The sequence below is a fragment of the Miltoncostaea marina genome, assembly GCF_018141525.1.
GTDB classification, from domain to species: Bacteria; Actinomycetota; Thermoleophilia; order Miltoncostaeales; family Miltoncostaeaceae; genus Miltoncostaea; species Miltoncostaea marina.
The window spans coordinates 2,410,555-2,437,185 of record NZ_CP064655.1; the positions used below are offsets into that span (position 1 = coordinate 2,410,555).

The 26,631-nt window shown below is 76.6% G+C and carries 29 protein-coding genes; 14 read left to right on the forward strand and 15 right to left on the reverse strand.

What is annotated here, in order from left to right:
- The first annotated feature begins 32 nt into the window (after window positions 1-32).
- The 8 genes from sufB to ITJ85_RS12265 are packed head-to-tail and all read left to right on the forward strand — an operon-like array spanning window position 33 to window position 6,231.
- Window positions 33-1,463, forward strand: coding sequence for a Fe-S cluster assembly protein SufB (sufB, locus tag ITJ85_RS12230; protein ID WP_425517116.1), 1,431 nt, complete (start codon window positions 33-35; stop codon window positions 1,461-1,463).
- Window positions 1,456-2,676 carry a Fe-S cluster assembly protein SufD gene (sufD, locus tag ITJ85_RS12235; protein WP_217913386.1) on the forward strand — a complete coding sequence of 407 codons (1,221 nt, stop codon included), beginning with the start codon at window positions 1,456-1,458 and terminating at the stop codon, window positions 2,674-2,676. The genes sufB and sufD overlap by 8 nt, the downstream gene beginning before the upstream one ends.
- Complete coding sequence (locus tag ITJ85_RS12240) at window positions 2,673-3,011, forward strand: non-heme iron oxygenase ferredoxin subunit (protein ID WP_217913387.1); 339 nt, start codon at window positions 2,673-2,675, stop codon at window positions 3,009-3,011. Before sufD ends, ITJ85_RS12240 begins: the two co-directional genes overlap by 4 nt.
- 8 nt (window positions 3,012-3,019) lie before the next feature.
- A complete protein-coding gene (gene sufC, locus ITJ85_RS12245; protein WP_246496255.1) occupies window positions 3,020-3,790 on the forward strand; it encodes a Fe-S cluster assembly ATPase SufC in 771 nt (256 codons plus the stop codon).
- A 20-nt stretch (window positions 3,791-3,810) separates the two neighbouring features.
- Window positions 3,811-5,028 (forward strand): cysteine desulfurase, encoded by a 1,218-nt coding sequence (locus ITJ85_RS12250; protein ID WP_343233021.1) that lies wholly within the window; start codon window positions 3,811-3,813, stop codon window positions 5,026-5,028.
- 9 nt (window positions 5,029-5,037) lie between these two features.
- Window positions 5,038-5,487: a Fe-S cluster assembly sulfur transfer protein SufU gene (sufU, locus tag ITJ85_RS12255; RefSeq protein WP_217913389.1), complete on the forward strand. Its 450-nt coding sequence runs from the start codon at window positions 5,038-5,040 to the stop codon at window positions 5,485-5,487.
- A gap of 2 nt (window positions 5,488-5,489) precedes the next feature.
- Complete coding sequence (locus tag ITJ85_RS12260; RefSeq protein ID WP_217913390.1) at window positions 5,490-5,801, forward strand: metal-sulfur cluster assembly factor; 312 nt, start codon at window positions 5,490-5,492, stop codon at window positions 5,799-5,801.
- Window positions 5,794-6,231 carry a HesB/IscA family protein gene (locus ITJ85_RS12265; protein ID WP_217913391.1) on the forward strand — a complete coding sequence of 146 codons (438 nt, stop codon included), beginning with the start codon at window positions 5,794-5,796 and terminating at the stop codon, window positions 6,229-6,231. The genes ITJ85_RS12260 and ITJ85_RS12265 overlap by 8 nt, the downstream gene beginning before the upstream one ends.
- An 18-nt stretch (window positions 6,232-6,249) precedes the next feature.
- Here the strand turns inward: ITJ85_RS12265 and ITJ85_RS12270 are convergent, their stop codons facing one another.
- A complete protein-coding gene (locus ITJ85_RS12270) occupies window positions 6,250-6,960 on the reverse strand; it encodes an alpha/beta fold hydrolase (RefSeq protein ID WP_217913392.1) in 711 nt (236 codons plus the stop codon).
- Here ITJ85_RS12270 and ITJ85_RS12275 point away from each other — a divergent pair.
- Window positions 6,949-7,764, forward strand: coding sequence for an alpha/beta fold hydrolase (locus tag ITJ85_RS12275; protein ID WP_217913393.1), 816 nt, complete (start codon window positions 6,949-6,951; stop codon window positions 7,762-7,764). The genes ITJ85_RS12270 and ITJ85_RS12275 overlap by 12 nt on opposite strands.
- A gap of 19 nt (window positions 7,765-7,783) precedes the next feature.
- Here the strand turns inward: ITJ85_RS12275 and ITJ85_RS12280 are convergent, their stop codons facing one another.
- Window positions 7,784-9,151 carry a peptidoglycan DD-metalloendopeptidase family protein gene (locus ITJ85_RS12280; protein WP_217913394.1) on the reverse strand — a complete coding sequence of 456 codons (1,368 nt, stop codon included), beginning with the start codon at window positions 9,149-9,151 and terminating at the stop codon, window positions 7,784-7,786.
- Window positions 9,152-9,252: 101 nt separating this feature from the next.
- Between ITJ85_RS12280 and ITJ85_RS12285 the strand changes: the two genes are divergently transcribed.
- Complete coding sequence (locus ITJ85_RS12285; protein WP_217913395.1) at window positions 9,253-10,500, forward strand: C40 family peptidase; 1,248 nt, start codon at window positions 9,253-9,255, stop codon at window positions 10,498-10,500.
- Between the two features lie 69 nt (window positions 10,501-10,569).
- Window positions 10,570-11,952, forward strand: a complete 1,383-nt coding sequence (locus tag ITJ85_RS12290) for a C40 family peptidase (RefSeq protein ID WP_217913396.1) — start codon at window positions 10,570-10,572, stop codon at window positions 11,950-11,952.
- Between the two features lie 15 nt (window positions 11,953-11,967).
- Here ITJ85_RS12290 and ITJ85_RS12295 read toward each other — a convergent pair whose 3' ends face one another.
- Window positions 11,968-12,456 carry a hypothetical protein gene (locus ITJ85_RS12295; RefSeq protein ID WP_217913397.1) on the reverse strand — a complete coding sequence of 163 codons (489 nt, stop codon included), beginning with the start codon at window positions 12,454-12,456 and terminating at the stop codon, window positions 11,968-11,970.
- Between the two features lie 219 nt (window positions 12,457-12,675).
- Here ITJ85_RS12295 and ITJ85_RS12300 point away from each other — a divergent pair, with 219 nt between their 5' ends.
- Both ITJ85_RS12300 and ITJ85_RS12305 read left to right on the forward strand, forming a co-directional pair.
- Window positions 12,676-13,383, forward strand: coding sequence for a M15 family metallopeptidase (locus ITJ85_RS12300; protein ID WP_217913398.1), 708 nt, complete (start codon window positions 12,676-12,678; stop codon window positions 13,381-13,383).
- Between the two features lie 6 nt (window positions 13,384-13,389).
- Window positions 13,390-14,829: an RNB domain-containing ribonuclease gene (locus ITJ85_RS12305; RefSeq protein ID WP_217913399.1), complete on the forward strand. Its 1,440-nt coding sequence runs from the start codon at window positions 13,390-13,392 to the stop codon at window positions 14,827-14,829.
- Here ITJ85_RS12305 and ITJ85_RS12310 read toward each other — a convergent pair.
- The 10 genes from ITJ85_RS12310 to rplM form a co-directional block, all read right to left on the reverse strand.
- Window positions 14,826-15,428: a cob(I)yrinic acid a,c-diamide adenosyltransferase gene (locus tag ITJ85_RS12310; protein WP_217913400.1), complete on the reverse strand. Its 603-nt coding sequence runs from the start codon at window positions 15,426-15,428 to the stop codon at window positions 14,826-14,828. The genes ITJ85_RS12305 and ITJ85_RS12310 overlap by 4 nt on opposite strands.
- Window positions 15,429-15,468: 40 nt before the next feature.
- On the reverse strand, window positions 15,469-15,942 hold the full coding sequence (locus tag ITJ85_RS12315) for a CAP domain-containing protein (protein ID WP_217913401.1): 474 nt from the start codon (window positions 15,940-15,942) through the stop codon (window positions 15,469-15,471).
- Window positions 15,943-16,044: 102 nt separating this feature from the next.
- Window positions 16,045-17,478 (reverse strand): HD domain-containing protein, encoded by a 1,434-nt coding sequence (locus ITJ85_RS12320; protein ID WP_217913402.1) that lies wholly within the window; start codon window positions 17,476-17,478, stop codon window positions 16,045-16,047.
- On the reverse strand, window positions 17,475-18,590 hold the full coding sequence (gene alr, locus ITJ85_RS12325; RefSeq protein WP_217913403.1) for an alanine racemase: 1,116 nt from the start codon (window positions 18,588-18,590) through the stop codon (window positions 17,475-17,477). Before alr ends, ITJ85_RS12320 begins: the two co-directional genes overlap by 4 nt.
- Complete coding sequence (locus ITJ85_RS12330) at window positions 18,587-20,131, reverse strand: NAD(P)H-hydrate dehydratase (RefSeq protein WP_217913404.1); 1,545 nt, start codon at window positions 20,129-20,131, stop codon at window positions 18,587-18,589. The genes alr and ITJ85_RS12330 overlap by 4 nt, the downstream gene beginning before the upstream one ends.
- 49 nt (window positions 20,132-20,180) lie before the next feature.
- Window positions 20,181-20,552, reverse strand: coding sequence for a holo-ACP synthase (locus ITJ85_RS12335; RefSeq protein WP_217913405.1), 372 nt, complete (start codon window positions 20,550-20,552; stop codon window positions 20,181-20,183).
- Window positions 20,553-20,562: 10 nt separating this feature from the next.
- Complete coding sequence (gene glmS / locus ITJ85_RS12340; RefSeq protein ID WP_217913406.1) at window positions 20,563-22,404, reverse strand: glutamine--fructose-6-phosphate transaminase (isomerizing); 1,842 nt, start codon at window positions 22,402-22,404, stop codon at window positions 20,563-20,565.
- Between the two features lie 42 nt (window positions 22,405-22,446).
- Window positions 22,447-23,790 carry a phosphoglucosamine mutase gene (gene glmM / locus ITJ85_RS12345; protein WP_217913407.1) on the reverse strand — a complete coding sequence of 448 codons (1,344 nt, stop codon included), beginning with the start codon at window positions 23,788-23,790 and terminating at the stop codon, window positions 22,447-22,449.
- Between the two features lie 25 nt (window positions 23,791-23,815).
- Window positions 23,816-24,226 (reverse strand): 30S ribosomal protein S9, encoded by a 411-nt coding sequence (rpsI, locus tag ITJ85_RS12350; protein ID WP_217913408.1) that lies wholly within the window; start codon window positions 24,224-24,226, stop codon window positions 23,816-23,818.
- Window positions 24,223-24,675, reverse strand: coding sequence for a 50S ribosomal protein L13 (gene rplM / locus ITJ85_RS12355; RefSeq protein WP_246496258.1), 453 nt, complete (start codon window positions 24,673-24,675; stop codon window positions 24,223-24,225). Before rplM ends, rpsI begins: the two co-directional genes overlap by 4 nt.
- 203 nt (window positions 24,676-24,878) lie before the next feature.
- On the opposite strand from rplM, the gene ITJ85_RS12360 reads away from it, so the two are divergent.
- A complete protein-coding gene (locus tag ITJ85_RS12360) occupies window positions 24,879-25,310 on the forward strand; it encodes a hypothetical protein (RefSeq protein WP_217913410.1) in 432 nt (143 codons plus the stop codon).
- A gap of 7 nt (window positions 25,311-25,317) precedes the next feature.
- Here the strand turns inward: ITJ85_RS12360 and ITJ85_RS12365 are convergent, their stop codons facing one another.
- Both ITJ85_RS12365 and ITJ85_RS12370 read right to left on the reverse strand, forming a co-directional pair.
- On the reverse strand, window positions 25,318-25,992 hold the full coding sequence (locus ITJ85_RS12365; protein WP_217913411.1) for a DJ-1/PfpI family protein: 675 nt from the start codon (window positions 25,990-25,992) through the stop codon (window positions 25,318-25,320).
- Complete coding sequence (locus tag ITJ85_RS12370) at window positions 25,989-26,588, reverse strand: TetR/AcrR family transcriptional regulator (protein ID WP_217913412.1); 600 nt, start codon at window positions 26,586-26,588, stop codon at window positions 25,989-25,991. The genes ITJ85_RS12365 and ITJ85_RS12370 overlap by 4 nt, the downstream gene beginning before the upstream one ends.
- Window positions 26,589-26,631: the final 43 nt, after the last annotated feature.

The following is a 26,631-nucleotide window of genomic DNA, read 5'->3' on the forward strand; positions in this document are numbered from 1 at the left end:
GGCAATGCGCGTATCCTTTAGACGAGCACGTGATCCCACGCGACCGGGGAGGGCCCGTGTCCACAGTCAAGCCGCCAGACATCGACCTCGGCCAGTACAAGTTCGGCTGGCACGACCCGGCCAACTACGTCTTCGAGCCGAAGCGCGGCCTGAACGCGGACGTCGTTCGCGAGATCTCGTTCCTGAAGGGCGAGCCGGAGTGGATGACCAAGTTCCGGCTCCGCGCCCTCGAGATCTTCGAGCGCAAGGCCATGCCCACCTGGGGCGCGGACCTGTCGGAGATCGACTTCCAGAACATCTTCTACTTCATCCGCGCGTCGGAGAAGCAGGGGAAGGACTGGGACGAGGTCCCGGCCGACATCAAGAACACGTTCGACCGCCTGGGCATCCCCGAGGCCGAGCAGAAGTACCTCTCGGGCGTGAGCGCCCAGTACGAGAGCGAGGTCGTCTACCACTCGATCCGCGAGGACCTCGAGAAGAAGGGCGTCATCTTCTGCGACACGGACACGGCGCTCCGTGAGCACGAGGAGCTCTTCCGCGAGCACTGGGCCACGGTCATCCCGCCCGGCGACAACAAGCTCGCCGCGCTCAACTCGGCCGTCTGGTCGGGCGGCTCGTTCATCTGGGTCCCCGAGGGCGTCGAGGTCGAGATCCCGCTGCAGGCCTACTTCCGGATCAACCAGGAGAACATGGGCCAGTTCGAGCGGACGCTCATCATCTGCGAGCCCGGCTCGTTCGTGCACTACGTCGAGGGCTGCACCGCCCCGATCTACACGACCGACTCGCTCCACTCCGCGGTGGTCGAGATCATCGTGAAGGAGGGCGCGCGCTGCCGGTACACGACCATCCAGAACTGGTCGACCAACGTCTACAACCTGGTCACCAAGCGGGCGGTCGCGCACGCGAACGCCACCATGGAGTGGGTCGACGGCAACCTGGGCTCGAAGGTCACGATGAAGTACCCGGCCGTCTGGCTCACGGGCCGCGGCGCCCGGGGCGAGGTGCTCTCGGTGGCGATGGCCTCCGAGGGGATGCACCAGGACGCCGGCGCCAAGATGGTCCACGTCGCGCCCGACACCTCCTCGACGATCGTCTCGAAGTCGATCTCGCGGGGCGGCGGCCGCACCAGCTACCGCGGCCTCGTGCAGGTGGAGCCGGGCGCCGAGCGGACGAAGGCGTCGGTGGTGTGCGACGCGCTGCTGCTCGACGAGGACAGCCGCTCGGACACCTACCCCTACATGGACATCCGCGAGGAGAACGCCTCGATCGGCCACGAGGCCACGGTGTCCAAGGTCGCCGACGACCAGATCTTCTACCTCATGAGCCGCGGCCTCTCCGAGGACGAGGCGATGGCGATGATCGTGCGCGGCTTCATCGAGCCGATCGCGAAGGAGCTGCCGATGGAGTACGCGGTGGAGCTCAACCGCCTCATCGAGCTGCAGATGGAGGGCTCGATTGGCTGAGCGACCGACCTGGGCCGCGGACGTCCGCGACGCCGCCACCCAGACCCTGACCGAGCTCCCGGCCCTCACCGGCCGGGAGGAGGACTGGCGCTTCACGCCGCCGGCCGACCTGGGCGTCGAGGGCCCCGAGCCCGACGCGCCCGGCCGCGCCGAGGTGCCGGAGCTGCCGGACGGGGAGCGGGCCGCAACGCTGCGGCTGGTGGACGGCGCGCCGGCCGCGCCGGCCCTGGGCGACCTGCCGGACGGCGTGATCGTGGCCGAGCTGGGCGCCGCGCTCACCGAGCACGAGGAGCTGGTGCGCAAGCACCTCTACGGCCTCGTGGGCTTCGACGAGCGGCCGGCCGCCCTCAACGCGGCCCGCTGGGACGGCGGCCTGTTCGTCTACGTCCCCCGCGGCGTCGAGGTGACGCTGCCGGTGGAGGCCTTCGTCACCGCGACCGGCGCGGCGGGCCGGGTGGTCGAGCGCTCGCTCGTGGTGGTGGAGGACGGCGCCCGCGCGACCGTCATCGAGCGCTACGCCTCCGGCGACCTCGCCGGCCCGCTGAGCGTCTCGTCGGTCATGGAGCTCTACGCCGGCGAGGGCGCCGAGGTGGAGCACCTGTCGTTCATCGACTGGGGCGCCGGCGTGCGCCACCACGCGGTCGTGCGCGCCCGCGCGGCGCGCGACGCGCGCTTCCGCTCGGTGGTCGTCACGCTCGGCGGCGACGTCGTGCGCGTGGAGCCGACGGTCGTCTGCGCCGGCCCGGGCTCCGACGCGCGCGCCCTCGGCCTCTACTTCGCCGCCGGCGACCAGCACTTCGAGCACCGGGTGGTGTCGCGCCACGAGGCGCCCAACGCCTACTCGAACCTGCTCTACAAGGGCGCGATCCAGGACCGGGCGCACACCGTGTTCTTCGGCAACCTGGTCGTGCCGCCCGGCGCGCCGGGCACGGACGCCTACCAGACCAACCGCAACCTCGTGCTCAACGACGGGGCGCGGGCCGACACGATCCCGTTCCTCGAGATCGAGACGGCCGAGGTGAAGTGCTCGCACGCCGGCGCGGTCGGCCGCGTGGACGACGAGCACCTCTTCTACCTGCGCTCGCGCGGCGTGCCGGAGGCCGACGCCAAGCGCCTCATCGTGATGGGCTTCCTCCAGGAGGTCCTCGAGATGGTGGCGTTCGAGGAGCTGCGCGCCGAGCTCGAGGCCGCCGTCCGGGCGAAGCTGGCGTGAGCGAGGCGGTCGACGTGGCGGCGCTCGCGGACCTCCCCCCGGGGGAGCCCGTGCTCGTGCGCGTGGGCGAGACGCCCGTCTGCCTGGTGAACGTGGACGGCGACGTGCTGGCAGTGCACGACATCTGCACCCACGCCCTCGAGTCGCTCTCGGGCGGCTGGGTGGAGGGCGACACGATCGAGTGCCCGCGCCACGGCGCACAGTTCTCGCTGCGCACGGGCGAGGTGCTCACGCCCCCCGCCACCGTCGCGCTGCCGACCTACGGCGTGGAGGTCCGTGACGGGCGCGTCCTGCTCGACCCCACGCCGAGCCGTGAACATCCATTGACGCGCTGAGGAGACCCGTGAGCGAACCGATCCTGAAGATCAGCGGCCTCGAGGTCGCCGTGGACGGCACCCCGATCCTGAAGGGGGTCGACCTGGAGGTGCCCCAGGGTGAGGTCCACGCGCTGATGGGGCCGAACGGCTCCGGCAAGAGCACGCTCGCCTACGCGCTCGCCGGCCACCCGCGCTACGAGATCACCGGCGGCTCGGTGCGGTTCGCCGGGGAGGAGCTCACCGAGCTCGAGGCCGACGAGCGCGCCAAGCTCGGGATGTTCCTCGCCATGCAGTACCCGGTCGAGGTGCCGGGCGTCTCGGTGATGAACTTCCTGCGCACGTCGATCAACGCGATCCGCGGCGAGGAGATGTCCCCCCGCGAGTTCGTGAAGCTGTTCGACGCGAAGTCGAAGCTGCTCGGCTTCGACCGCGCCTTCGCCGACCGCTACCTCAACGAGGGCTTCTCGGGCGGCGAGAAGAAGCGCCACGAGATCCTGCAGATGGCGATGCTCGAGCCGAAGTTCGCCGTGCTCGACGAGACCGACTCCGGCCTCGACGTGGACGCCCTGAAGGTGGTCTCGGAGGGCGTCAACGCGATGCGCGGCCCGGGCCTCGGCGTGCTCATCATCACCCACTACACCCGCATCCTGCGCTACATCCGCCCCGACGTGGTGCACGTGATGTACGAGGGCCGCATCGCCCGCACCGGCGGGCCGGAGCTCGCGGACTACCTCGAGGAGAACGGCTACGTGGAGTTCGGGTCGGCCGAGCAGGCCGCGGCGCCCGCCGCGTCGTAGCGATGTCGACGGCCGCGGCCATCGACGTGCCCGCGGTCCGGGCCGACTTCCCGATCCTCGGGCGGCGCGTCCACGGCGCGCCGCTCGTCTACCTCGACTCGGCGGCGACCTCGCAGAAGCCGGTCCAGGTGCTCGAGGCGATGGACGCGTACTACCGCGAGACCAACGCCAACGTGCACCGGGGCGTCTACGAGCTCGCCGCCGAGGCGACGGCCCGCTACGAGGCCGGCCGCGACGCGGTGGCCCGCCTGGTGGCGGCTCCGCGCGACACGGTCGTGTTCACGAAGAACGCCAGCGAGGCGATCAACCTCGTGGCCTGGGCGTGGGGCGTCCGCAACCTGCGCGAGGGCGACGAGGTGCTCGTCACGGAGATGGAGCACCACTCCAACATCGTCCCGTGGCAGATCGTGGCCGGCATCACCGGGGCCACGGTGCGCTTCGTGCCCGTCACCCCGCGGGGCGAGCTCGACCTGGACGCCCTGCGGGAGATGCTCACCGAGCGCACCCGGATGGTGGGCGTCGTGCACGTCAGCAACGTGCTCGGCACGATCAACCCGGTCGCCGAGATCGCCGCCATGGCGCACGCGGCCGGCGCGCTGGTGACGGTCGACGGCTCCCAGAGCGTCCCGCACATGCCGGTCGACGTGCCGTCGCTCGGCTGCGACTTCTTCGCCTTCACCGGCCACAAGATGCTCGGCCCGACCGGCATCGGCTGCCTCGTGGGCCGCGCGGAGCTGCTCGAGTCGATGGAGCCGTTCCTCGGCGGCGGGGAGATGATCTCCAACGTCTCGGTCGAGGGCTCGAGCTGGGCCGAGGTGCCGTGGAAGTTCGAGGCCGGCACGCCGCCGATCGCCGAGGCGATCGGGCTCGGCGCGGCCGCTGAGTACCTGATGGGCGTCGGGCCCGAGGCGGTGCGCGCGCACGAGATCGCGCTCACCGCCCACATGCTGGCCGCCCTCTCCGAGGTGGACGGCATCACGGTCTACGGCCCCACCGACCCGGAGACCCGCGGCGGGGCGGTGTCGTTCAGCCTGCCCGACCTCCACCCGCACGACCTGGCCCAGCTCGTCGACCAGGAGGGGGTCTGCGTGCGCGCCGGCCACCACTGCGCCAAGCCGCTCATGCGGGTGCTGGGCGTGGGCGCGACGGCCCGCGCGAGCACCTACCTCTACAATTCGCACGACGAGATCGACGCGCTCGTGCGGGCCCTCGGCACCGCCCGGCGGGCGTTCGCGTAGCGGAGGGACATGGGCGGCCTCGACGACCTCTACCAGGAGCTCATCCTCGACCACTACCGCCGCAAGCGCGGCGAGGGGACGCTGGACGACCCGAGCGTGGCGGTCGACCAGAACAACCCGCTCTGCGGCGACGAGGTGCACCTCGAGCTGGCCATCGAGGACGGCCGGGTGACCCAGGTGGCCCACACCGGCCAGGGCTGCTCGATCTCGCAGGCCTCGATCTCGATGATGAGCGAGGCGCTGGCCGGCCGGACGCTCGACGACGCGCTCGGCCTGGTCGAGCACTTCCGCCAGGTGATGCACGGCGGCGAGGAGGCCGACGAGGAGCGCCTGGGCGACGCGATCGCCCTGCAGGGCGTCGCGAAGTACCCCGTCCGGATCAAGTGCGCGCTGCTCGGCTGGATGGCGGCCAAGGACGCGATCCAGACCTACGAGCGCGAGACCCAGGAGGCGATCTGACGATGGTCACCGAGGACGACATCCGCAGCGCGATGAAGCAGGTCGAGGACCCCGAGCTCGGGGTCAACGTGGTCGACCTCGGGCTGCTCTACGGCGTCAACATCGACGACGAGGGCAACGTGATCCTCGACATGACGCTCACCTCGATGGGCTGCCCGCTCACCGAGCAGATCCTGGGCGACTCCAAGGCCGCCCTCGAGCCCCTCGACGGCGTGCGCAGCGTTGACGTCAACTGGGTCTGGGACCCGCCGTGGTCGCCCGACGCGATGACCGAGGAGGGCCGCTTCCTGATGAAGGTGATGGGGTATGGCTGAGGCCGCCGCGCCCGACCGCCCGCTCACCCTCGAGGAGAAGAAGGCGGCCGCCCGGGCGCGCGCCCGGGCCGCCCGCCAGGCCCAGGAGGCCGGACAGGCCTTCGTCACCATCTCCCCCGCCGCCGCAGACTACATCCGGCAGGCGGCCGCCGAGCGGGGGCGACCCGAGGGCGTGCGGCTGCGCATCCTGGCCGGCGGCTGCTCGGGCCTCGAGTACAAGCTCGACCTGCTGGAGCCCGGCGAGGCGGCCGGCCCGGCCGACCGCGAGATACGCTCGAACGGCGTCACGATGCTCATGGACCTGAAGAGCGCGATCCACGTGACCGGGTCGGTCATCGACTACGAGCAGGGGCTGCTGCGGCGCGGGTTCCGGATCAACAACCCGAACGCCACCTCCACCTGCTCCTGCGGGGACTCCTTCGGCACCTGAGCCCCCGGCGGGCCGCCCTCAGCGCGGCCCCAGGAAGTCGAGCAGCTCCCGGTTGAGCTCGTCGGGCCGGTCGAGCATCGGCACGTGGCCGGCCCCGGCGATCACGCGCACGCGGGCGCCCGGCAGCGCCCGGGCCACCCAGCCGGCCCCGCCGATCGGCACCAGCGCGTCACGCGCGCCCCACACGACCAGGGTCGGCACCGGCGGCGCCACCTCCAGGCCCGGATCGCCGGCCCGCGCGAGGATCTCCCCCGCCGCGCGCAGCAGGGCGGCCGGCGAGCGGGTGGCGATGTCCCAGGCCACCATCAGCGCCGCCGCGGGCGGCAGCTCGAGCACGGTGCGCAGCGCCGGCAGGGCGTTGCCGAGCAGCGCGGGCGAGGCCGTCCGCACCGGGCAGCCGATCAGCGCCAGCCGCTCGACCGCCCGGGGACGCTCGGCCGCCACGGCGAGCGACACGAGGGCGCCGAACGAGTGGCCCACCAGGCCCGCGCGTCCGCCCGCGACGCGGTCGACCAGCCCCCCCAGCACCTCCGGCGCGTCGGCCAGGGCGAACGGGCGGCCGCCGACCGAGTACCCGAAGCCCGGCAGGTCGGGGACGATCACGCGGTGGGCGCGCGCGAGGGCGGCCTCCGTCGCCGCCCACCAGCGGGCCGTGCCGCCGAGGCCGTGCACCAGCACGACCGGCGGCCCCGCGCCCGCCACCCGGTAGCGGACGAGGTGCCCGGCCACCCGGATCCGCGCGCGCTCTCGGTCTGGACGGCGATCGACGGGGTGCGCGTGCACGCGCGGCTGCTGCGCCCGCCCCGCGCCGTCGCCGGCCCCACCCTGATGCTGCACGGCCTCGGGGTGTCGGCCGCCAGCCTCGGGCCGCTCGCCGAGATCCTCGCCCGGCGCTCGCTCACCCTCGTGCCCGACCTGCCCGGCTTCGGCCGCAGCGAGGCGCGCGAGGTGTGGACCACCGCCCGCATCGCCGCCGCCGCGGCGCGCCTGCTCGAGGCGCGCGGCCTGGGGCCGGTCGTCGTCGTGGGGCACTCCTACGGCTGCCACGTTGGCGTCCTGCTCGCCCGGCGGCGGCCGGAGCTCGTGAGCGCGCTGGTCATGCTGAGCCCGGCCTTCGCCCGGCCGCCCGGCTCGGCGCTCGGGCAGGTGGTGCGCCTGGCCGCCGACGCCCCGCTCGAGCGGCCCTCGCTCGTGGCCGGCGGCGTGCGCGACTACCTGCGCGCCGGGCCGGGGCGGGTCGTCCGCACCCTGCGCGAGGCCGCCCGCCTGCCGCTGGACGGCCTCGTCGCCGGGCTCGCGCCGCCGCTGCTCGTGGTGCGCGGCGGCCGGGACCCCCTCACCCCCGCCCGCTGGGCCGAGCGCCTGCGCGCCTGCGCGCCGCGGGCCGAGGTCGCCACCATCCCGCGCGCGGCCCACGGGCTGGGGCACGACGCCCCGGCCGCCACGGCGGGGGCCGTCGAGCGGTTCCTCGGTCGCGACGGTCACCCGGCGAGGATGGCACGCCTCGGCGAGCCGTCCCGCAGGGCGGGCTGAACGGGAACCGCCGCCGGGCTCAGGAGGCGGGGGTCGCCAGCCCGTCGGCCGGCGCCGGCGCGGCGTCGACCTCCGGCGCGCCGTCGACCAGCACCGCGCCCGCGGCGGGCGTCGGCGATGTCGAGCGCACCGCCTGGCGGAACGCCCGTGGGATGTCGCCGCCGCGCTCCCAGGCCAGCAGGAAGGGGTACGGGTTGACGCTGTCGCCCGCCGCCGGGTGGATCTCGAAGTGCAGGTGCGGCGGGGTGGTGATCGCCTGGCCGGTGTTGCCGACGAAGCCGATCACCTGGCCGGCCGTCACCCGCGCCCCCTCCACGGCGGCGGGCGCGTAGGCCGACAGGTGCGCGTAGTAGAAGGCGTTGCCGGCGTCGTCGGTCAGCCACAGGCGGTTACCGCCGAGCGTGTTGACCCCCACCCGCGAGAGCGTGCCATCGGCCACGGCGACCACCGGCGTGCCGGTCGCGGCGAAGATGTCGTTGCCGTGGTGCCAGCCGGTGCCGGCGCGCGGCGCGGCGTAGTCGTCGATGTACGAGGATTCGCCCGCCACCGGGAAGGCGTAGGCGCCGGAGCGCCGGAGGCCGTCGAGCCGCTCCGGCGCGGCGCGGCGCGGCAGGCCGAGCGGGGCACGCGGCGCCAGCGGCCCGGGCGTCGCCGGCGCCTCGGCGGCCGGCGCGACCGTGCGGGACGGCGCGGTGGCCGCCGTGCGCGGCCGGGCCGGGGCGGTGCGCGGCGGCGCCGTGGCCGTGCCCTCCCGCGTCGTCGCGGGCGGGGCCGGCGCCGGGCCGGCCGTGGCGGTCAGCTCGAGGTGCCCCACCACGAAGGGCTGGCCGATCAGGCCGGCCGCGCCCGGGTCGGTCACCTCCACCCGCAGGGCGTTGGCGCGCAGCGCCCCGGCCCCGTCGCCCACCTGCTCGAAGAACACCAGCGCGCCGACGCCGGCGACCTCGACGCGCGAGCCCGGGCCCACCTCGACGGCGCGGCCGTCGACCGTCACCCCGCTCGCCCGGGCCTCGGTCAGGCCGCCCTGTGGCCCGGCGGCGGCGGCCATCCGCAGCGAGCCGACGCTCACCCGCCCGTCGATCAGCGTGATGCCGTCGGCCTCGACGACCCCCTCGGCGAGGCCGTCGGCGCCCCGCGTCGTGGCGCCGAGGCGCACGCGGGCCGCGGCGATCACGCCCCCGCCCGCCGGCCGCAGGCCGCCCGCGGAGCCCTCGGCCGCGGGGCGCCCGGCCGTGCTGGCCGTCGCCGCCCCGTGCGCGCCGCCGGGCAGCAGCGCGGCGTAGCCGCGCGCCTGCGCGGACGGCGCGCCGCCGTCCTGGGCGGTCGCCAGGGCTGCCGCGAGGACGGCCGCCAGGCAGGCGAGGGCGAGCGCTGCGAGGAGCCGCACGCGCCCCATGATCACGGCTCCGGGCGGCCGCATCAACGGCGCGGGGGCCGTCGCGGGCGGCCCCGGCCCCTCAAGGATTTGTTGTCTCGGGTCGACATCCGGTGGTAGCGTGCCCGGGTCGGATCCGGAGCGCTGCCCAGCTCCCAGTACCGTCCCCCGTCCGGGAGTCCTTTCTGAGACCCACGCGCAACTTCGCAGGCCTCGGTCTCGCCCTGATCGTCGCGGCCGCGGCCCTGCTCGCGTTCGGCGCCGGGCTCGCCACCACCGAGCCCGCCGTCATCGAGGCCCAGCGCGCCGAGGTGGCGCGCATCCAGTCCGAGCTGGAGAGCATCAACACGCAGGTCGCGGTGGCCGCCGAGGCGTACAACGGCGCCCGGTACGAGCTCGGACAGGTCAACGCCCGGATCAAGCAGAACGGCGACCGCCTCACGGCGACCGGCCGCGACCTCGAGACGTCCCGCGAGAAGCTGGCCGACCGGCTGCGGCGCCTCTACGCCACCCCCGAGCCGAGCCTCATCGAGGTGCTCGTCTCCACCGGCAGCATCGCCGGCGCGGCGGACCAGCTCGAGATGCTCGACCGGGTCGGCCGGCAGGACGCCGCCGTCGTCGGCGGGCTGCGCGAGCAGAAGGCGCGCCTGAAGGAGCTGCGGGCCCAGCTGGTGGAGGACCGCCAGGCCGCCGAGCAGGCCGTCGAGACGCGCGAGCGCCAGAAGCAGAAGGTCGAGTCGCTGCTGTCCCAGCGCCAGGCGGTCCTCGACAGCGCCAGCGCCGAGCTCCGCCAGCTGCTGGCGGCCGAGGAGGCCCGCAAGCGCCGCGCGGCCGCCGCCGAGGCCGCGGCCGCGCGCCAGCGCCAGCAGGCGGCCGCCGCCGCGAGCCAGGCGTCCGCGTCGGGCCCGGCGTCCTCCGGCTCCTCCGCGTCGTCCGGCTCGTCCGGCTCCGCGGCGGCCGCCCCGGCGGCGCCCGCCGCGGCCTCCGCCCCCTCCGCCCCCCTGCCGAGCGGCAGCGGCAACGCCGCCGCGGCCCAGCACGCGATGTCGCAGCTGGGCGTGCCGTACGTCTGGGGCGGCGCCTCGCCGGGCAGCGGCTTCGACTGCTCCGGCCTCGCCTCCTGGGCCTACGCCCAGATCGGCAAGAGCGTCCCGCACTACACGGTCGCGATCTACAACGCGTTCCCGAAGGTGCCCTCCGGCCAGCTCCAGGCGGGCGACCTCGTCTTCTGGCGCGGCCTCGGCCACATGGGCATCTACATCGGCGGCGGGCAGTACGTGCACGCCCCGCAGACGGGCGACGTGGTCAAGGTGTCCAGCATGAGCAGCCGCAGCGACTACGTGGGGGCCGTCCGGCCCTAGGCGGCGCAGTCGTGCCCCGGCCCGCCCGGCGCCTCAAGCGGCGCCGGGCGGGATCCGATATCCGGGGGGATGGCCCGCCGTCCTCCCCGCCTGCGCCGCCGCGCCCTCTGCCTGGGGCTCGCCGCCGGCGTGCTCGCGACCTCGGTCGCGCCCGCGGTCGCCGCCACCGGCGCCGAGCTGCGCGAGGCGCAGCGGCGCATCGACCGCACGTCGGCCGAGCTCCTCGCGGCGCGCAGCGCCGCCGAGCGCCTGGGCGGCGCCGAGCGCGACGCGCTCGAGCGGGTGGAGCGCCGGCTGCAGCGGCAGAAGCAGGCGCTGCTCGACCTGGAGAACGGGATCGAGGCCCGCCACGTGCAGCAGCGCGTCGCGGCGGCGGAGGCCGCGGAGGCCGAGCGGGCGCGCGACGACGGCGCCGCCGTGTACCTGCCCGCCGCCGCGGCGCCCCGGCCGGTGGGCGTGGCCGGGTATCGCGACGACCCCCTGCTGAACGGGGCCGCCGCCGCCCCGGCCGCCCCGGCCGTCCTGCGCGGCGACGACGCCGCGATCGCCGCGGAGATCGACCGCTACCTCGTCGCCAAGGGGAGCCCGCTCGCGGGCCTCGGCGCCGTCTTCACCGCCGAGGCGCGGGCCGCCGGCCTCGACCCCCGCTTCCTGGTCGCCATCGCCGGCGCCGAGACCAGCTTCGCGACATACGGCCCGTCGCAGCCGATCCACAACCCGTTCGGGCTCGGGCCGGGCCTCCGCTACCCGTCGTGGGCGGACGCCATCCGGGCGGCCGCCCGCAACCTCGCCGGCGAGCTCTACGCCGGCGACGGCCGCGACACGATCGTCGCCATCCAGCAGCGCTGGGCGCCCAACCACGCGGCCAACGACCCGACCGGCCTCAACAGCCACTGGACGCGCAACGTCTCCCACTACTACGCCGAACTGGGCGGCGACCCCTCGCGGTCGGTCTTCACCGCCCGCCCCGGCGCCGCCGCGCAGGTCGCGATCGCGCCGTCGGTCGCCGTGCCGGGAGCCGACCGCGCCACCGTGGCCCGCCCGGTGGCCCTCGCCGCGGCCAGGCCCGTGCTGGGCGCCTCGGGACGCGGGCGCGACGCCGCCGCCGAGGCCGTCACGCAGGTCGGCGCGCGCTCGGTGCGCTCGGGGGCGAGCCCGGCCACCGGCTTCGACGCCGCCGGCTTCGTCCGCTGGGCCTTCGACCGCACCGGCGTGGTCCTGCCCCGCACCGCGCCCGCCCAGGCGCAGGCCGGCGCGCCGGTCGCCGCCGACGACCTGCGCCCCGGGGACGTCCTCTTCTTCGCCGACCCCTCGGGCTACATCCACCACGAGGGGATCTACCTCGGCGCCGGCGTCTTCGTGCAGGCGCCCGGCGAGGGGGGCGCCGTGACGGTCACCTCGCTCACCGACGCCTTCTACGCCGAGTCGTACGCGGGGGCGCGCCGCTTCTGACGCCCGCCCCGGCCGTCAGCGGTCGGGGCCGATCCTCCACTCGCCGGCCTCGCGCTCGAAGAGGATGTCCTCGCTGCGGCCCCCCGCCACGCTGACCGCCGTGGCCCGGTCGCCCGCGATGCGCAGGTCGCGGATGTCGATGCGCGGCGCGCTGCCGTAGTAGGCCTGGGCGAGCCGCGCGCCCTGCTCCATGCGCTCGGCGCATGTGCCGCCCCAGCCGGCCGCCCGCGGGTCGCCCAGCAGCCGCCGGCGGGCCGACTCGGAGAGCAGGTCGCACGCCGCGGCACCGTCGCCGCGGAAGAACGCGGTCAGGTAGCGCCGGGCCAGATGCCGGATGGCGAGCGCGTCGTCATCCGCGGCCGGTGCCGCCGCGCTCGCCGGCGCTGCCGCGCTCGCCGGTGCCGCCGCGCCGTCCGGCCGCTCGCCCTCGCCGCCGCCGCACCCCCAGGCGGCCGCCGCCACGACCGCCGCGAGGGCCAGCCCCGCCACCACGGACCTCGTCACCCGCGCCCCCTCCTCCCGCTGCCGGCCGCCGGCCGCGATCATCGCCCCTGGCCCCCCGCGGCGCCAGCGCGCCGCGCCGCCGGGCCGGCGCGGACGGGACGGCGCCGGGGGAGATGTCCAAATGGACCTCGGCCCGAGGTCCATTTGGACATCTCCGCGCCGCGCCCCGCACGCCGGGCCCCCGTGACCCGGCCCGTGGCCTCGACTAACGTGCCCGCGATGCCGCCGCGCACCCGCCACCCGCGCCCGCCGCGCGCCCTGGGCGCCGCGCTGGCGGCGGCCGCCGCGGCGGCGGGGGTCGCCGCCGCGCCGCCGCCCGCCGCGCTCGCCGGACAGGGGGCCGACCGGCTGCCGCCCTACCGCGCGACGGTGCGGCTGCTGACCCCCGCCGAGCGGGCCGACATGACGCCGGGCGTCTGGCGGCGCGGCTGCCCGGTCGGCCTCGGCGCGCTGCGACACGTGAGCGTGCCGTTCGTGGGCTTCGGCGGGCGGCCCCGCCGCGGGGCGCTCGTGGTGCACTCGGGCGCGGCGCGCGACGTCGTGGCGGTCTTCCGCGAGCTCTACCGGGCGCGCTTCCCGATCCGGCGCATGCGGCCGATCCAGGCGTACGGCGGGGACGACTTCCGCAGCATCGAGGCCGACAACACCTCGGCGTTCAACTGCCGGCCGGCGACGGGGTCGCGCCGGTGGTCGCAGCACGCCTACGGCCGGGCGATCGACCTCAACCCGCTCGAGAACCCCTACGTCTCGGGCGGGCGGACGTCGCACCGGCGCAGCGTGCCGTACCTCGACCGCTCGCGGGCCCGGCGGGGGATGATCCGCGACGGCGGCGTCGTGGTGCGGGCCTTCGAGCGCCGGGGCTGGGAGTGGGGCGGCCGCTGGAGCGGCGTGCGCGACTACCAGCACATCTCCGCCGACGGCGGCTGAGGCGGGGTGCCCGCCCGGCCGCTGCGACTGCGCCCGCCGGCGGGCCCGCTCGCCGAGGGGTTCGCCGCCATCCGGGCGGAGCTCGGCATCGCGGCCGCATTCCCCGCCGAGGCGGAGCGCGAGGCCGAGCGGGCGGCGGCCGCCGTCGCCGCGGGCGCGACGGGCGGCGGTCCGCGCGCCGACCGCCGCGACGTGGCGCTGCTCACCATCGACCCCGAGGGCTCCCGCGACCTCGACCAGGCGCTCGCCATCGAGCCGCTGGGCGACGGGCACCGGGTGCGCTACGCGATCGCCGACGTGGCGGCCGTGGTGGCGCCGGGCGGCCACCTCGACGCCGCGGCCCGCGCGCGCGGGCTGACCGTCTACATGCCGGACGCCCGCGCGCCGCTGCACCCGCCGGTGCTGAGCGAGGGCGCCGCGAGCCTGCTGCCCGGCGAGGACCGGCCCGCGCTGCTGTGGACCATCGACCTCGACGCGCGCGCCGAGCCGGTGCGCGCGGACGTCGAGCGGGCGACCGTGCGCAGCCGGAGGGCGCTGAGCTACGCCGAGGCGCAGGCCGCGATCGAGACGGGCGCCGAGCCGGCCCTGACGGGGCTGCGCGAGGTGGGCCTGGCCCGCCTCGCGCGCGAGGCCGAGCGCGGCGGCGTGAGCCTGACGGTGCCCGTGCAGGAGGTCGTGCCCGTGCAGGGCGGGTTCGACCTGCGCTACGAGGCGGCCCTGCCGGTGGAGGACTGGAACGCGCAGATCTCGCTGCTCACCGGCATGGTCGCGGGGCGGATCATGGCCGAGGGCGGCGTCGCGCTCGTGCGGACGCTCGATCCGGCCGACCCGGAGGACCTCGCCGCGCTGCGGCGCACCGCCGCGGTGCTGGGCGTCGATTGGCCGGAGGGCGCCGCCTACGGCGACGTGGTCCGCGCGCTCGACCCGGCCGAGCCCGGGCACGCGGCCTTCGCCGCCCGGGCGGCGCGCCTGTTCCGCGGCGCCGGCTACGCCGCCTGGACCCGCGAGGCCGGCGGCGCGCCGCCCCGGCACGCGGCGATCGCGGCGGTCTACACCCACGTCACCGCGCCGCTGCGACGGCTGGCCGACCGCGTCGCCAACGAGATCGTGCTCGCGCTGGCGGGCGGCGCCGCGCCGCCCGCGTGGGCCCTCGAGGCGCTGCCGGCCGTCCCGGGCCTCATGGCGACGGCCGGCGCGCGGGCGCGGGCGGCCGAGCGGGCGTCCGTCGATCTGGTCGAGAGCGCGCTGCTCGCCGGCCGCGTGGGCGAGGAGTTCCCCGCCGTCGTGATCGACGCGCGCGGCGAGCGGGCGACGGTGCAGCTGGCCCACCCCGCGGTGGTCGGGCCGCTCGAGGACGGCGCAGCCCGGCCCGGCGAGGCGCTGCGGGTGCGCCTGGCGGCCGCCGACCCGGCCGCCCGCCGGGTGGCCTTCACCCGCGCCGGCTAGCCCCGCTCCCCGGCCCCCGGACCGGCGCCCGTGGAGCGGTGCTCGCCGGGCACCCACAGCACGTCGCCCCCTGCGCCGCGGTTGGCGGCCCGGGCGAGGATGAACAGCAGGTCGGAGAGCCGGTTGAGGTAGGCGAGCGCCGCCGGCGTGACCGGCTCGGCGTCCGCCAGCGCGACGCACGAGCGCTCCGCGCGGCGGCAGATCGTCCGCGCCAGATGCAGCGCGGCGGCTGCCGGGCTGCCCGCGGGCAGGACGAAGCTCGTCAGGTCGGGCAGGGTGGCGTTGAGCTCTTCGCACCACGCCTCGAGCCGCTCGACCTGCGCCGGCTCCACCCGCAGGCGCGAGCGTTCGGCGTCGCCGCCAGGCGGCACGCAGAGGTCGGCGCCGAGGTCGAAGAGGTCGTTCTGCACCACCGCGAGCCACGCGTCGATGCGGCCGTCGACGCCGTGCGCGCGGGCGACGCCGATCGCGGCGTTGAGCTCGTCGACCTCGCCGTAGGCGACCACGCGCGGGCTGGTCTTGCGGGCCCTGCTCATGTCGCCGAGGTGGGTGTCCCCCTCGTCGCCGAGCCGGGTGTAGATGCGGGTCAGCCGGACCATGGCCGCCGACCCTACACCGGTCCGCGGCCGCGCCGGGCGGTCACGAGCGCGGGGGCGGCCCCATGAAGTTGACCGTGAAGTAGAGCAGGCCGTCGCAGCTGCGGGCGGCGCCGACCGCGGCGAACCGCCACTGGCGGCTGCGGATGTTGGCGAGGTGCGGCGCGCTGCGGCGCATCGCGGTGAACGCCTGCCGCACGGTGGAGGCGAGCGCGAGGTTCTGACCGGCCGCGCGCCCGTTCGCCCAGGGCATCGCGTCGCGCGAGTGGGCGAAGGCCGCGCCGCGCGCCATCGCGACGCTCTTGGTGCGGCCGGCGCGCAGCAGCGTGCGGTGCTTGCGCACCTTCGGCGCGTCCGCGTCGGCGCGCTCGGCGGCGATGAGCTGCGTCATGGCCTTCTCCTGGGCGGGGGCCACCTCGGCCGAGCAGGCCGGCGCGGCGGCCGCCACCCCGGGCAGCGCCGTGGCCGCGACCCCGGTCAGGGCAGCGGCGATCCCCGCGCGCATGCGTCCGCGCATCGTGTGTTCCTCCCGGGTCGTGGGCACTTCTCCGGGCCGTCAGGGCACGACGGCGAACCTACGGGCCGTCGGCGGCGGTCTCAACCCCGGTTGCGGATTTCATTACGTTCGCGGCCCGACGTTGCGCTGTTCTGACCATCTCCGCGCGAAGCGGAGCACCTGGTCGCGGGTCCGGAGCGCGCCCACGACCTGACCTTCGCCCACCTCCCCCAGCAGCTCGGCGAGCCAGGGGCCGGGCGCCCGGCCCAGCTCGCGGGCGAGCTCGTCGCCGGCGATCAGCGGCCGCACCGGCCCGCGGTCGACGAGCGTGAAGTGGGCGTCCATCACCTCGCGCGCCAGCACCAGGTGGCGGCGGATCGCCGACTCGGTCGTGCGCGGGCCGGCCGTGGCCAGCCGGTCGGCCACCGTCAGCACGATGATCTCCGCCTCCGACGGCGCGGTGAGCCGCAGGTAGCGGTGGATCTGGCGCAGGGAGAGCGGCGCGCGGTGCACCATGAACCCGAGCGGCAGGTGCCACCGGATGCCCCGCACGACGAACTCGCGCAGCCGGGTGGACGTGCGCAGCCGCCGCATGAGCGCGTCGGCCTGCTCGGCGCCGAGGCGGTCGTGCGCCATGAACGTGACCCGCCCCTCGGGCGTGACCGCGTGGGTGTCGGCCTTGGCCATGTCGTGCAGCAGGGCCGTGATGACGAGGCCCTCGCGGGCGCGCAGCTCGTCGGCGAGCGGCGCCTCCAGCACCGCGCGCACGCGGCCGGCGCGCGAGCGGAAGACCGGCTCGGGGTCGCGGGCGATCTCGGCGACGTGCTGCACCACCTCGATCGTGTGCCCGAGCACGTCCTTGTGGTGGTACGGGCTCTGGTCGAGCCCGCGCGCCCGCTCCAGCTCGGGCACCAGCGCCCCGAGCCCGCCCAGCTCGTCGAGGCGCTCGAACGCCCGGTCGGGGCGCGGGAGCCGGGCGATGCGCCCCAGCTCGTCGGCGAGCCGCTCGCCCGCCGTGTCCCAGACGAGGCGGGCGTCGGCGCGGGCGCGGGCGACCGCCGCCGGGTCGGGCCGGAACCCGAGCGCCTCACCGAGCCGCGCCATGCGCAGCAGCCGCACGGGGTCGTCGGCGAGCGCGCGGGCGTGCACCAGCCGCAGCCGGCGCGCCGCCAGGTCGCCGAGCCCGCCGTACAGGTCGACCACCCGGCCGGCCTCCGGCCCCGCGGCGGGGACGGCGAGCGCGTTGACGGTCAGGTCGCGGCGGCCGAGGTCCTCCGCGAGGTCCGCGCCCTGCAGCGGGGTGATGTCGACGTGGTACGGCAGCGCGCCGCCCTGCACCCGCCACGCCCCGAAGGCGCGGGAGAGCCGGAAGCGGGTCGCCCCGTGCGCCCGCGCCAGCGCGGCGGCGGCCGCCCTGCCGTCGCCGGCGACGGCGACGTCGAGGTCGTCGACCGCGCGGCCGAGCAGCGCGTCGCGCACGCCGCCGCCCACCGCCCAGGCGCGCTCGCCGAGCGGCGCCAGCGGCGCCACGAGCGCCCTGAGCGCGTCCTCGCTCACCCCGAGTGGGCCCGCGGCACGCGCGGCCCCACCGCGCAGGTCACCTCGTAGTTGATCGTGCCGCGCCAGGCGGCCACCTCCTCGGCGGTCACGCGCGCCTCGCCCTGGGCGCCGATCAGCACCACCTCGTCCCCCACCCCCTCGGCGCCCTCGGGCCCGAGGTCGACCGTCACCTGGTCCATCGACACGGCGCCGATCACCGGCACGCGCCGGCCGCCCACGAGCACCTCGGCCCGGCCGCCGAGCGCCCGGGCGTAGCCGTCGGCGTAGCCCACGGGCACCACGGCCACCCGCGTGCCGCGGGCCGCCCGCCACCGGCGCCCGTAGCCGACGCTCTCGCGCGAGCGGATCGTCTTGACCGAGGCCACGTACGAGACGAGCGACATCGCCGGCCGCAGGCCGTGCGCGGCGGGATCGGCGCCGAACGGGTCGCAGCCGTAGAGCGCGATGCCGCAGCGCACCACGTCGAGCGCGGCCGCCGGATCGCGCAGGGTGGCGGCCGAGTTGGCGATGTGGGCCCGGGCCCCCGGGAAGCGCGGCCGCAGCCCCGCCGCGGCGGCGCGGAAGCGCAGCAGCTGCTCGCCCATGAAGCCCGCGTTCTCGCCGGCCACCTCGTCGGCCGTGGCGAAGTGGCTCATCAGCCCCACCACCTCGACCGTCCCCGCGCCGGCCGCGCCGGCGGCGGCGTCCGCGAGCGCCGGGACGTCCTCCGGCCGCGCGCCGAGCCGGCCCATGCCCGTGTCCAGCTTGAGGTGGACCGGCCGGCGCGCCCCGCCGGCGGCCGCGGCGGCCAGGCCCTCGGGGGTCCACACCGCCACCTCGGCCCGGGCGGCGGCGGCGCGCGCCCACTCGCCCCCGGCCAGCGGGCCCATCACGAGCAGCGGCCCCCCGAGCCCGGCGCCGCGCAGCTCCTCGGCCTCGGCCACCGTCGCCACCGCCAGCCGCCGCGCGCCGCCCGCGAGCGCCGCCCGCGCCACCGGCGCCGCGCCGTGGCCGTAGCCGTCCGCCTTCACCACCGCCATCAGCTCCGCCCGGCCCGCGGCACGGGCGAGCAGCGCCGCGTTGTCACGCACCGCGGCGAGGTCGATGCGCGCGAGCGCCCGCCCGCTCACCCGGCCCGCCCCGCGAGGGCGGCGGGCAGCGCCTCGAGCACGTCCGAGGCGACCGTGCCGTCGCCGCGGCCCGCCAGCTCGCCCGCGCGCGCGTGCGCCGCCGCCGCGGCGGCCGCGGCGACGAGCGGCTCCAGCCCCTTCGCCAGCGCGGCCGCGACCACGCCGGTGAGGACGTCGCCGGTCCCGGCCGTCGCGAGCGCCGGCGAGCCGCCCTCGACCACCACCGGCGGCCCGTCCGGCGCCGCGACGATCGTGCCCGGCCCCTTCAGCAGCACGACGGCGCCCGAGCGGGCGGCGAGCTCGCGGGCGGCGTCCAGCCGGCCGGCCTCCACGTCGGCGCGCTCCGCGCCCAGCAGGCGCGCCGCCTCGCCGGCGTGCGGCGTGATCACCGTCGCGGCCGGCCGCTCGCGCAGGCGCTCGGGCCGGTCGCCCAGGTGCCAGAGGCCGTCGGCGTCGATCACGAGGGGCAGCCCGAGCGCGTCGATCAGGGCCTCCACGGCCGCCGTCGTGGGCTCGCCCCGGCCCAGGCCGGGGCCGAGCGCCACCGCGCCCGCCCGGCGGGCCTGGGCCAGCGCGGGCCCGACCGAGGCGGGGGCCAGGCGGCCGTCGTCGTCGGGGAGGGGCGCGGTCATCACCTCGAGCAGCTGCGCGGCGACGGCCGGCTGCACGGCGGCGGGCGCGGCCAGCACGGCCAGGCCGGCGCCCGCGCGCAGGGTGGCGCGCGCGGCGAGCACCGCCGCCCCCGTGAGCCCGCGCGAGCCGGCGATCACGAGCACCGCGCCGGAGGCGTACTTGTCGCCGGCGGGCGCCTTCGCGGGGACGGCGGCGGCCGCGCCCGCGCCGGCCAGCCACGCGGCCGGCTCCACGCGCACGGCCGACGGCACCCCGATGTCGGCCACGACCACCCGGCCCGCCCGCGCGCGGCCCGGCTCGACCCGCAGGCCGACCATGTCGCCGTGGAAGGTGACGGTCATGTCGGCGCGGACGGCCGCGCCCGGCACGCGGCCGCTGCCGGCCTCGACGCCCGAGGGCGCGTCGAGCGCCACCACGGGGCCCCGGTGCGCGGCGATCCACGCGATCGCGTCGGCCACCGGGCCGCGGGGCGCGCCGGTCGCCCCGGTGCCGAGCAGGGCGTCGACCACGACGCCGTCGAGGTGTGGCGACCGCGGCTCGAAGGGCGCGGCGATGAGCCCCAGCGAGCCGGCGACCGCGGCCATGACGCCCGCGTCGCCCGTGGCGGCCACCCGGCCGCCCGGGGCCAGCACGGCCACCCGCCACCCGGCGTCGAACAGGTGCCGGGCCACCACCATGCCGTCCCCGCCGTTGTTGCCGGGGCCCACCAGGACGGTCGCCGCGCCGGCCGCGGGCCACGCGTCGAGGATCGCCCGCGCGGCCGCAATGCCGGCCCGTTCCATGAGCAGCACCGACGGCATCGAGTGGCGTGCGGCGGCCGCCGCGTCGGCCGCGCGCATGCCCGCCGCGTCGAACAGCGGCGTGCAGCCCGGCAGGGGGGCGGGCGATGTCGTCTGCGCGAGGGCCACGGCGGCCCCGATCCTCGCAGATGGGGCGGCGCGCGCCGCCCGCCGCGCCCTACGCCGCGGTCTCGGCCACCGCGACCGCCAGCGCCGAGTCCCGCCCGTGGGTCAGCGAGACGTGCACCCGCTCCACGCCCAGCGTGCGCGCGCGCTCGGCGTAGCGGCCGTGCAGCGCGATCGACGGCGCCCCGCGGCCGCGCACCACCTCGACCTCGCGCCAGCGGGTCATGCCGATGCCGAGCGCCTTGCCCACCGCCTCCTTGGCGGCGAAGCGGGCGGCGAAGTGCTGCGGCGGGAACGGCTTGGCGAGGCAGTAGGCGGCCTCGGCCTCGGTGAAGCAGCGCTCGGCGATGCGCGGGCGGCGGCGGAGCGTCTCCGCGAAGCGCGAGATCTCCATCACGTCCATGCCGACGCCCGCGATCGCCATGCCGAACCCTCTACTCGACCGTTACGGTCTTGGCGAGATTGCGCGGCTGGTCCACGTTCAGCCCCCGCGCACGGGCCAAGCCGTAGGCGAAGATCTGCAGCGGCAGCACCGCGGTGATCGACGACAGCAGCGCGGGCGACCGAGGCGCCCACAGCACGTCGTCAGCGTGGCGCTCGATCTCGCTGTTGCCCTCGGTTGCCACCGCGATGACCCGCGCGCCGCGCGCGCGCACCTCCTGGATGTTCGACACGACCTTGTCGAACACGTGGCCGTCGGTCGCCACCACCACGACGGGCGAGCCCTCGTCGAGCAGGGCGATCGGCCCGTGCTTCATCTCCCCCGCCGGGTAGGCCTCGGTCGGGATGTAGGAGATCTCCTTGAGCTTGAGCGCGCCCTCGAACGAGACCGGCACGCCCACGTGGCGGCCCAGGTAGAGGAAGAAGGGCCGGTCGGCGTAGGAGGCGGCCACCTCCATCACCTGGGCGGGCGCCGGCGAGGCGAGGTACGCCTCCACCGCGTCCGGGATGCGCCGCAGCTCGTCGGCGAGGTCGAGCGCGCCGCCGGCGGTGAGCGCCCACTTGAGGCGGCCGAGCTTCAGCGCGAGCAGCGACAGCGCCATCACCTGGGCCGTGTGGGTCTTGGTGGCGGCCACGCCGATCTCGAGGCCGGCCCGCGTGTAGAGCACGCCGTCGGCGTCGCGGGTGGCCTGCGAGCCCATGATGTTGGTGAGCGCGACGACGTGCGCCCCGCGCTCGCGGGCGACCCGCATCGCCGCGAGCGTGTCGGCGGTCTCGCCGCTCTGGGTGATGCCGATGACCAGGTCGCCGGGGCCCGCCAGGCAGGTGCGGTAGCGGTACTCGGACGCCACCTCGCAGTGCACCGGCACGCGGGCCCAGTCCTCGATGAGGTACCGGCCGACCAGCCCGGCGTGGTACGAGGTGCCGCAGGCCACGATGTGGATGCGCTCGACCCGCGCCAGGGCGGCGTCGTCGAGCCCGAGCTCGGGCAGATCCACGGAGCCGTCCGGCTTGAGGCGGTCGCCGATCGTGTCCCACAGGGCCGACGGCTGCTCGTGGATCTCCTTGAGCATGAACGTCTCGTAGCCGCCCTTCTCGGCGGCGTCCTCGTCCCAGTCGACCCGCTGCACGGCCCGGTCGGTGACGATCTCGGCGCCGTCCCAGATGGTGAGGCCGTCGGCCTCGATGGCGACGACCTCGTCGTCCTCGATCACCACGATGTCGCGCGTCTCGCGCAGGAAGGCCGGGATCGCCGAGGCCACGAAGCGCTCGCCGTCGCCGACGCCGAGCACCAGCGGGCACTCGCGCCGCGAGGCCACCAGCCGGCCCGGCTCGTCGACGTGCGCCGCGACGAAGGCGAAGTGGCCGCCGAGGCGCGGCAGCACCGCCCGCACCGCGCTGGCCAGGTCGCCGTCGTACTCGCGGGCGATCAGGTGCGGGATGACCTCCGTGTCGGTCTCGGAGGCGAACACGACGCCCTCGTCCTGCAGCTCGTGGCGCAGCTCCAGGTAGTTCTCGATGATCCCGTTCATCACCACCATCACCGCGCCGTCGGCGCTGGAGTGCGGGTGCGCGTTCTCGGTGGTCACGCGGCCGTGGGTCGCCCAGCGCGTGTGGCCGAGGCCGAGGCGCGCGTCCGACCCGCCGTCCTCGCCGGCCGCGGCGCGCAGGCGGGCGAGGTTGCCGACCGCGCGCACCGTCTCCACGACGCCGTCGCCCTCGTCCAGCAGGGCGAAGCCCGCCGAGTCATAGCCCCGGTACTCCAGCCGCTCGAGGCCGCTGAGGATGAGCTCACGACACGCGCGCCCGCCGACGTATCCGATGATCCCGCACATTCGCGCGTCTCCCTCCGACGACTCCGGCCGCGGGGCCCGCGGCTACCTGACCGACCCGCCCCCCAGCTCGCGCTCCACCACCTCGGCGAGCGAGGCGCACCAGCGCTCGCACTCCTCGGCGGTCGGGGCCTCGACCATCACGCGCACGAGCGGCTCGGTGCCGGACGGGCGCACCACCACGCGCCCGTCGTCGCCGAGGACCGACTCGCACTCGCGCACGGCCTCCCAGACACCATCGGCCGACGGGAGGTCCGACTTTCGCTCGACGCGGATGTTGACGAGCTTCTGGGGCAGGCGCTGCACCACGGCGGCCGCCGTCCCCAGGTCGTCGCCGCGGCCGACGAGCGCCCGCAGCAGGTGCAGGGCCGCCGCGAGGCCGTCGCCGGACGGGCCGTGGGCGAGGTTGATGAGGTGGCCGCTCTGCTCGCCGCCGAGCACGTAGCCGCCGCGCTGCATCTCCTCCAGCACGTAGCGGTCGCCCACGTCGGTCCAGCGTACCTCGATGCCCTCCGCGGCCATCGCCCGCCGGAAGCCGAGGTTGGTCATCGTGGTGGTCACGACCGCGTCGCCCGCCAGCAGCCCGCGCTCGCGCATGTCGAGGGCGCAGACCGCCAGGATCTGGTCGCCGTCGACCGGCGTGCCGGCCGCGTCGACCGCCAGCACGCGGTCGCCGTCGCCGTCGAACGCGAGCCCGAGGTCGGCGCCGAGGCGCGGCACCTCGCCGCTCAGCAGGCCGAGGTCGGTCGAGCCGCAGCCGACGTTGATGTTGAGGCCGTCGGGCTCGACGCCCAGCTCGGTGACCGAGGCACCCAGCGCGCGCAGCACCTCTGGCGCCGTGGCGACCGTCGCGCCGTGGGCGCAGTCGACCACGATCGACAGCCCGCGCAGGTCCACCGAGGCCCGGCGCAACAGCGAGGCGACGTAGCGTTCGCGCCCCTCCGGCCAGTGCTCGACCTCGCCGAGCTCGCCGGCCTCCGGCCGCTCGCCGGGCTCGTCGAGGCCGCCCTCGACCGCGGCCTCGTCGGCGTCGGCCAGCTTGAAGCCGTCGGCGCCGAACAGCTTGATGCCGTTGTCCGGGAACGGATTGTGCGAGGCGCTGATCACGGCGCCGGCGGCGGCGTCCGTGCCGGCGACCAGCTCCGCGACGGCCGGCGTCGGCACCACGCCCAGCAGCACGGCGTCCGCGCCCGCGCTGGCCAGGCCGGCGGCGAGCGCGCCCTCCAGCATCGGTCCGGAGCGGCGCGTGTCGCGGCCGATCAGCACGCGCGACCCCGCGCCGACGCGGGCGGCCAGCGCCCGCCCCAGCGCGAGGGCGAGCTCGGGCGTCAGGTCGCGGTTGGCGACCCCCCGCACCCCATCCGTGCCGAAGAGCCTCCGCGGCGGCACGGAGGTCGGCCGAGCCGGCAGGCGACTACCTCTTCGAGAACTGCGGGCGCTTGCGGGCGCCCTTGAGGCCGGCCTTCTTGCGCTCCTTGATGCGCGCGTCGCGCGTGAGGAAGCCCTCGCGCTTGAGGTCGGGCCGCAGGTTCTCGTCGGCCACGGTCAGCGCCCGCGCGATGCCGTGGCGCAGCGCGCCGGCCTGGCCGGACACGCCGCCGCCGTGCAGGAGCGCGACGACGTCGAACGCGCCCTCGGTGCCGGTCGTGGCGAGCGGCGCCTTCGCCTGGGTGACGAGCACCGGGCGGCCGAAGAACTGCTCGATCGGCCGGCCGTTGCAGGTGATCTGGCCGGTGCCGCCCGGGACGAGGGTGACGCGGGCGACGGCGTTCTTGCGCTTGCCGGTGGCGCGGATGCGCTGGGCGGCGGGGGCGTCGGTGCTCATGCGGGGACCTCCGCGACGCGGGTGAGGCGCAGCGGCTCGGGCTGCTGGGCGGTGTGGGGGTGCTCCGGGCCGGCGTAGACCTTCAGCTTCGTGAGCTGGGCGCGGCCCAGGCTGTTCTTCGGCAGCATCCCGCGGACGGCGCGGCGCAGGACCTCCTCGGGGCGGCGCTGGAGCTGCTCGCCGAGGCTGCGGCTGCGGATGCCGCCGGGGTACCCCGAGTGGCGCCAGTACTTCTTGTCGCGGAGCTTGTTGCCGGTGACGGCGATCTTCTCCGCGTTGACGACGACGACGAAGTCGCCGGTGTCGCAGTGGCGGGTGTACCAGGGGGACCGCTTGCCGGCGAGCGTCTCCGCGATGACGGCGGCGAGGCGGCCGAGGGTCTGGCCCTCGGCATCGACGACGTACCAGCGGCGCTCGACGGTGCCGGGCTTTGCGCTCTGAGTGCTCACGGTCCGGGGGTGACCTCCACCGACATGACGACGCGGCGCAGTGAGCGCCGCGAGAACGACCGCGGAGTCTAGGGAACCCGCGGTCGTTCTCGCAAGTTCGGCATCGCCCGCGCGCTGGACTTGTGCCCCTTCGGGCATTACAAACGCTACACCGGGTAACAGCCTCGCGTGAGAGGCGGTCGCCCCCGGCGCGTGGAGGAGCCATGGAGACCCGTTCGGTGAGCCGGTGCGTCGCGATCGCCGCGCACGGCAAGCGCTGCCAGCAGAGCCCGTTCCGCGGCAGCCCGTACTGCTGGCACCACACGCAGAGCCGCAAGATCTGGGCGCCAAGCCGGCCGCCGTCGGCCGCCCGGCCGGCGACGGGCGCCGCGGCCGGCGCGACCGCCGACGGCGCCGGGCGCAACGGGCGGGCGGGCGCGCACGACGACGCAGACCGCCGCGCCGGGCGCGCGGCGGAGGAGGCGGCGGCCCTGCGGCTCGCCCACACCCTCGGCCCGGAGAAGGTCGAGGAGCTCATCGAGTTCCTCGAGGGGCCGTCGCACGGCGCCTACCTGCTCGTGCGCGACGAGGCGGGGATCATGAGCGAGCGCAGCGTCTCGGGCCCGGCGGCCGAGCGGCGGAGCGCCTCGGCCTGAGCCGCGGTCAGGCGGCGGCCGGCGTGGCCGCCCACTCCACGTCGTCGCGGTAGGCCTCCCAGGCGGCGGAGTACTCCATCACCCGGGCCACCTCGGCGATCGCCCCGTCGTCCCAGCCCGCTCGGCGCAGCAGGTGGAAGCCCATCTCCATGCCCGAGGTGATGCCGCCGGCCGTCACGATGCGGCCCGCATCGACCACCCGGGCGCGGCTGATGCGGCACCCCGGCGCGATGTCGGCCAGGCGGTCGAGCGGCACCTTGCCGTTGGGCCCGGACTCCACGCGGTCGGGCTCCTTGCGGTTGGTGGCCGCGACGCCGTCGAGCAGCCCCATGGCGCCGTAGATCCACGAGCCGGTGCAGACGCTCGTGAGCAGCGTCGCGCCCGGCAGCGCGCCGATGAACTCGTGCAGCCGCCGGTTGTGCATCTCCTGGCGGGTGCCGAAGCCGCCCGGGATGAGGAACGCGTCCATCGCCGGCCGGTCGGCGAACGAGTAGTTGGGCAGCACGGTGAAGCCCGCCTGCGCCTGCACGGGCCGGTTGGCGTCGGCGATGAGGAAGGCGTCGAGCTCGGGGTCGAAGCGGCGCGCCACCGAGAACACGCCGTGGGGCGCCGCGAAGTCGACGATCTCCGCGTCCTTGAAGACGTAGATGCCGAGCCTGAAGCCTGCGATGCGGTCGCTCATGGTCCCTCCCGGGGTGATGGGACGACGCCGGACAACAGCCGCGCCGCCGCGTCGCGGGCGCGCAGCGCCGGCGCGGCGTCGCCCTCGATCAGCGCGGTGACGATGGAGCCCTCGGCGAGCAGCAGCAGCGCGGGCGCCGCGGCGGCCGCCGCGGCGTCGTCCGCGCCGGCCTCGCGCACCAGGCGCTCGAGGTACCCGCCGAGCAGGCGCTTGTGGGCGCGGACGGCCTCGCGCGCCGGGTGCGCCGGGTCGGCGATCTCGGCGGCGGCGTTGATGAACGCGCAGCCGCGGAAGTCGTCGGAGGCGAACCACTCCCCCAGCGCGTCGAACACCGCGAGCGGCCGATCCGCCGGCGCGGGCGCGAGGCGCTCCACGGCGCCCTCGAGCCACTCGCGCCAGCGCACGTCGCGCCGCTCGAGGAACGCGTCGACGAGGGCGTCCTTCGAGGGGAAGTGGCGGTAGAGGGTCGCCTTCGCCACCCCGGCCGAGGCGACGACCGCGTCGACGCCCACGGCCCGGATGCCCTCTCGGTAGAACGCCGTCGAGGCGGCGTCGAGGATCCGCTCGCGCGCGGCGCCGCCGCGGGGTCCGGTCATGGGGCAAGGCTATACAGACAGGTCTGTCTCTGTCGAGCCCCCG

Coding starts and splice junctions, on each gene's coding strand:
- ITJ85_RS12315 (WP_217913401.1), bottom strand. CDS start 15,942: ATGCGCGGACGCATGCGCGCGGGGATCGCCGCTGCCCTGACCGGGGTC.
- ITJ85_RS12310 (WP_217913400.1), bottom strand. CDS start 15,428: ATGGTCCGGCTGACCCGCATCTACACCCGGCTCGGCGACGAGGGGGAC.
- ITJ85_RS12260 (WP_217913390.1), top strand. CDS start 5,490: ATGGTCACCGAGGACGACATCCGCAGCGCGATGAAGCAGGTCGAGGAC.
- ITJ85_RS12360 (WP_217913410.1), top strand. CDS start 24,879: ATGGAGACCCGTTCGGTGAGCCGGTGCGTCGCGATCGCCGCGCACGGC.
- glmS (WP_217913406.1), bottom strand. CDS start 22,404: ATGTGCGGGATCATCGGATACGTCGGCGGGCGCGCGTGTCGTGAGCTC.
- ITJ85_RS12335 (WP_217913405.1), bottom strand. CDS start 20,552: ATGGCGATCGCGGGCGTCGGCATGGACGTGATGGAGATCTCGCGCTTC.
- ITJ85_RS12265 (WP_217913391.1), top strand. CDS start 5,794: ATGGCTGAGGCCGCCGCGCCCGACCGCCCGCTCACCCTCGAGGAGAAG.
- ITJ85_RS12365 (WP_217913411.1), bottom strand. CDS start 25,992: ATGAGCGACCGCATCGCAGGCTTCAGGCTCGGCATCTACGTCTTCAAG.
- ITJ85_RS12290 (WP_217913396.1), top strand. CDS start 10,570: ATGGCCCGCCGTCCTCCCCGCCTGCGCCGCCGCGCCCTCTGCCTGGGG.
- ITJ85_RS12300 (WP_217913398.1), top strand. CDS start 12,676: ATGCCGCCGCGCACCCGCCACCCGCGCCCGCCGCGCGCCCTGGGCGCC.
- rpsI (WP_217913408.1), bottom strand. CDS start 24,226: ATGAGCACCGACGCCCCCGCCGCCCAGCGCATCCGCGCCACCGGCAAG.
- ITJ85_RS12370 (WP_217913412.1), bottom strand. CDS start 26,588: ATGACCGGACCCCGCGGCGGCGCCGCGCGCGAGCGGATCCTCGACGCC.
- sufU (WP_217913389.1), top strand. CDS start 5,038: ATGGGCGGCCTCGACGACCTCTACCAGGAGCTCATCCTCGACCACTAC.